Origin of the sequence: Moorena sp. SIO4E2, assembly GCF_010671945.1 — a bacterium.
GTDB classification, from domain to species: Bacteria; Cyanobacteriota; Cyanobacteriia; order Cyanobacteriales; family Coleofasciculaceae; genus Moorena; species Moorena producens.
Genome location: NZ_JAAHIE010000553.1, coordinates 1 through 4,530 on the forward strand (window position 1 = coordinate 1; position 4,530 = coordinate 4,530).

Consider the following 4,530-nt stretch of genomic DNA (forward strand, 5'->3'; position numbering starts at 1 on the left):
AAGATTGTTGCTTGAAGTAGGGAGTCGGGAGTCGGGAGTCGGGAGTCGGGAGGCGGGAGTCGGGAGTCGGGAGTCGGGAGTCGGGAGTCGGGAGTAGGGAGTCGGGAGTCGGGAGTCGGGAGTAGAGTTATAGCAGTCGCCAGGGTAATTAGGACATGACAAAAGTCTCAAACTACAGTTTGGCTTGAGTTTAACTTCTGACTTCTGACTTCTGACTTCTGACTTCTGCTATACTTCCCGTGAATTCATAATTATTTACACAGTATTGTTTACTATCCATTGCTATTAGTTATAGCAATACATAATAATAGATAGGCCATAAAAATCATGAAAAAAATTGACTACGAAATTGAGCATTCTCCCGCTTATGCCTCTTTGATTATAAACTTAAAGGCAGACCAAACAGTCTTAATTGAATCAGGAGCAATGGCAGCAATGGACTCAAGTATCTCGATGAAGTCCAAAGTACGAGGTGGCTTGATGACAGGACTGGGTCGGATGGTAAGTGGTGAATCATTTTTTGTTAGTGAGTTTACTGCTGAAAAAGAGCCTGGGCAAATTTATGTCTCGCCAGGAGTGCCTGGAGATATTCAGCATTACTACCTGAGAAACCAGGGTTTAATGGTACAGTCTTCAGGATTTGTTGCCTGTAGTCCAGAAATAGAAATTGACACGCAATTTCAAGGCTTTAAAGGCTTCTTCAGTGGCGAGTCTTTGTTCCTGATTCGAGCTACAGGCCAAGGGGATTTTTGGTTTAGTTCTTATGGAGCAATTGTAGAAATTCCAGTGGCGGGTGACTATGTAGTAGACACTGGCTATATCGTGGCATTTGAAGATACTCTAAATTACCAGGTTGAGGTGCTGGGTGGTTTATCATTTCGAGGTCTTAAAACTGGAGTTTTGGGTGGAGAAGGGTTAGTCTGTCGTTTCAGTGGTGAAGGACGCTTATGGATTCAATCTCGTGAGCTTTATGGGTTAATTAATTTTTTAAATCCTTTCCGTCCAACTAAGAGTGACTAAGAAATTGGTAATAGCTAAATAGCAAGCTAATCACTAATCCCTAATCACTAATCGTAAGCATTCAGCCATTAGCTATCAGCTATCAGCGTGTCGCGTATCAGCTTAAGCGCTACGCGCACGCGATCGCGTTCAGCTATCAGCTATGAGCTATCAGCTATTGGCCTAGGGCCAATGGCTTTTCCCCAGACTTTCAATTTTATTTTAAGCTGACGGCTGACAGCTGACAGCTGACGGCACCTCAAGTAGCGTGCGCTTCGCGCATATGCTTACCACTAATCCCTAATCACTAATCCCCCATCACTAATTATGCCCTCTCCAGATATACCTCAGAGTCGCAACCCACCACCAAGTAACCGTCAACTACTGATTTTATTGGGGCTATTTATCAGTTTTATTGTGGGGGTTATTTGGCTGTTGAACTTGCTGATCAACAGTCTAATTGGGCTAATTCCTCCTAGTGTCGAGCAAAAGCTGGGAGCTGTAATCGTTCCGGTTTATGAGCAGCAGGCTCAACCATCACCAACTCAAGATACCCTCAATCAACTGCTGGCGCGATTGGAAAAACAACTACCACCGGAGCAATCTAGACAACGAGATTACCGGGTGCTTTATCTACCAGAGGACACAGTAAATGCCTTAGCACTACCGGGGGATGTGATTGTGGTGTACGCCGGTTTTTTGAAACAGGTCGAGTCAGAAAATGAGTTGATGATGGTATTAGGACATGAGTTAGGTCATTTTGCTCACCGAGATCATCTGCGCAGTTTGGGAAGAACATTGCTGCTGCGGACAGCGATCGCTTATTTTGTTGGTGATGTAGGAGCCCTAGAATCTTTGGCTATTTCCGGATTGGCAACACTCTCTAAGTCGAAATTTTCCCAGTCACAGGAACAACAGGCGGATGAGTTTGGCTTGAGGTTGTTGCAGCAAACTTATGGTCATGTTGCTGGCGCAACAGATTTTTTCGCGAGAATGAGTCACAAACGAGGAGCGTCCTGGGATTTTTTATCAAGTCACCCATCTCCGGGTAAGCGAGTTACCCGACTACAGCGTCTGATTAAGGAACAAAATTATCCTCTCAAGGAGCGATCGCCTCTCCCGGAAAATCTGAATCAATCTCACCTGATATCAAGTCCAGTTGAATACCCATATTAAACGAGGGCAGAAGGCAGCTATGCTGAAGGCAGCTATGCTGAAGGCAATTGGATGGGGATTTAAACCCCATCCAATTGTGGACACCGTAAAGACGGTGGGGTTTTATAGCGCGTAGCGCTATATAGCACTACCGATTAAGGTTAGGACATTTATACAAGCTTAAAAGCTGTTGTAGTCCACTTTTGCCTTTTGCCTTTTGCCTTTTGCCTTGCGCGTAGCGCTATATCATCCAGCGATCGCTCTGTGTTTTTCGTACTACAAATCGAAGTGCGAAATCTGTTCCCTGATCCGAAGTTACCTGCTCGGAAGTCCCTACTCCCTAAAACCGAGAACCTTGTACCTCACCCAATTGACAAATCCTATTGGGTTTCTAAATGAGATGTAAACCTAGAAGGTCTTTTTTTTTATCCAATAAAACGCCGGATATCTTTCCCCTCTTGCTTCTTGCTTCTTGCCCCTTGCCTTTTTCTAAGGGTAATCGTTCACAACTCAAATGGATCCGGATCTGATCTCAAACACCAAGGAAACTAGAATACCTAAGCAAATTTTGCTTCAAAAAAAAATTTTTCTGATCATCTGCGAAAAGTTGGCTTGAGAGGCGCTGTAACAAGTAGCAATGAAAAAACGCCGCCTGGGCCGGTGTTTGATGAATTTCTAGAAAAGGTGTATTCTCAAATGATTAATTTGCTAAAGCAGCTTTGGACAACACTAGTTTCCTTCACTCTCAACATCAGAAAGCGCTGGCAACAATTAGCAGCAACGATACTGAAGGTATTCAAGGAACTAAGCGATAGTAATTCTCAGCCGATTGACCAGCAATCATCATCCCAAGAATCCCAAGAATTCAAAAAACTATCACAATCATCACAACTAACGATAGTAATGAATTACACACCACCGAATGATGGAGACGGACCTCCCAGTGAAACCGGAGACGCCGGATCTCTCTGGAAATTGTACCAGCTAATCCATGAAAATCCTGAGTTTAGTAACCCACAACTGTTACCAATATCAGCATCAAGACAACTACAACTATCACAACTACAGATGGTAAATACTTTCACACCACCCAATGATGGAGACGGCCCCGTAGGTGACGGCGAAAACGCCGGATCATTCTGCAAATTTCACCAGGTAATTGATGAAAATCCTGAGTGTACTGACCCACAAGCATCTAGTGTTACCAAGTCGTCTTCAGGTCAATCAACCTTGCCCTCTGACCCTGTCTCGCCCAAACCTGAGTCAAAACAATTGTCAACTGTCATGAGTTGGAATCCATTCACAGATTACAATCCACCGAAAGATGGCAAGGGACCCGTCGGTGACAGCAAAGATGCAGGTAGTTCTTGGCGCAGATAGTAGTTACTGAGTTTAAGTATACCAGTTTTCTATTCCTTAAAGTACTTTTTTCCTGGGTTTTAGAGAATAGGGAGTAGCGATGTAGTCGCTGCTCCCTATTCTCTATCCCCTGTTCAACACTTCTGGGAAAAAGCCAGCTTCCAAAACCTGCTCCTGAGCAAAAGAACACTCACAAGGAAAAGTGCTCAACTTAATCCCAGTTTCCTGGGCTGCCTTAATCCGAGCCTTCTGATAACTTTGCTCAAAGACCTCTGGCAAAAACGCTACGGTGCGCGCCTCCTAGGGCGAGTAAATCGCCCTTGGGTCGCACCGTTTTAAACTAGGACTATCCTCCAGCAATTCTTCCAAAGCGATACGCTGTTCAGTGATAGTATTGATCCAACTATCGCTCCTTTTCCCTGGTTGATACATCCACTTCAGTAAATGCATCAGCAACACAATCAAGCGACTTTTTAACTCGCGCTTTTCCCGTTTACCCATGCTTTCGACTTCTTCAATCAGATTCGCTACATCAACTTGGGTAAACTCACCCTCCCGTAACTGTTGCGCAGTTGCCTCGGTCCATAAGTAAAAGTCTTGCTGATAAAGGTTGTGGGTTGTTGTCATCGCTCATTTCCCCAATTAATTGATGCTAGCATTTGGAGACTCCCCGCTCTTACCTAGACGGGGATTTTGATTTGTTTGGCGATCCCAATTCTTAAGCCGCTACACAATAATTTCATGCTAAGAATTCAGCTGTCAGCTGTCAGTGGTCAGTGGTCAGCCTTTAGCTCAATACCTTTAGTGGTGCGTTACGGGGCGGGCTATCTCAACCCTGGCTACGAGGTGGAAAATGAGGGCGAGCCCTTCCCTAACGCACCCTACTGGCGTGGCACAGCTAAAATAGTGGAATAGAAGGATGATTATTTGAGGTCAAAAAAATGGGAAGAGGTCGTAGAGATAAAGTGCTGCTGACAATCGAACAAAGACGAAGACTAGAAAACATCAGTCGCAATG

At 44.6% G+C, this 4,530-nt stretch carries 5 protein-coding genes and 1 pseudogene; 5 read left to right on the plus strand and 1 reads right to left on the minus strand.

Annotated elements, in window-relative coordinates:
* Window positions 1-327 precede the first annotated feature (327 nt).
* The 4 genes from F6K37_RS32815 to F6K37_RS32830 all read left to right on the plus strand — a co-directional run bounded on the left by F6K37_RS32815 (window position 328) and on the right by F6K37_RS32830 (window position 3,534).
* Window positions 328-1,020, plus strand: a complete 693-nt coding sequence (locus tag F6K37_RS32815; RefSeq protein WP_008183418.1) for a TIGR00266 family protein — start codon at window positions 328-330, stop codon at window positions 1,018-1,020.
* A gap of 87 nt (window positions 1,021-1,107) precedes the next feature.
* The gene (locus F6K37_RS32820; protein WP_287254840.1) at window positions 1,108-1,230 is read left to right on the plus strand and encodes a hypothetical protein; all 123 of its coding nucleotides are present in this window, start codon (window positions 1,108-1,110) and stop codon (window positions 1,228-1,230) included.
* Window positions 1,231-1,326: 96 nt separating this feature from the next.
* Entirely contained in the window at window positions 1,327-2,175 is an 849-nt protein-coding gene (locus F6K37_RS32825) for a M48 family metallopeptidase (RefSeq protein WP_008183415.1), read from the plus strand.
* Between the two features lie 675 nt (window positions 2,176-2,850).
* Window positions 2,851-3,534 carry a hypothetical protein gene (locus F6K37_RS32830; protein ID WP_131826917.1) on the plus strand — a complete coding sequence of 228 codons (684 nt, stop codon included), beginning with the start codon at window positions 2,851-2,853 and terminating at the stop codon, window positions 3,532-3,534.
* Window positions 3,535-3,636: 102 nt separating this feature from the next.
* Here the strand turns inward: F6K37_RS32830 and F6K37_RS32835 are convergent.
* Window positions 3,637-4,140: pseudogene (locus F6K37_RS32835) on the minus strand (DUF29 domain-containing protein).
* A 114-nt stretch (window positions 4,141-4,254) separates the two neighbouring features.
* Between F6K37_RS32835 and F6K37_RS32840 the strand changes: the two are divergent.
* On the plus strand, window positions 4,255-4,428 hold the full coding sequence (locus F6K37_RS32840) for a hypothetical protein (protein ID WP_287254841.1): 174 nt from the start codon (window positions 4,255-4,257) through the stop codon (window positions 4,426-4,428).
* Window positions 4,429-4,530 lie beyond the last annotated feature (102 nt).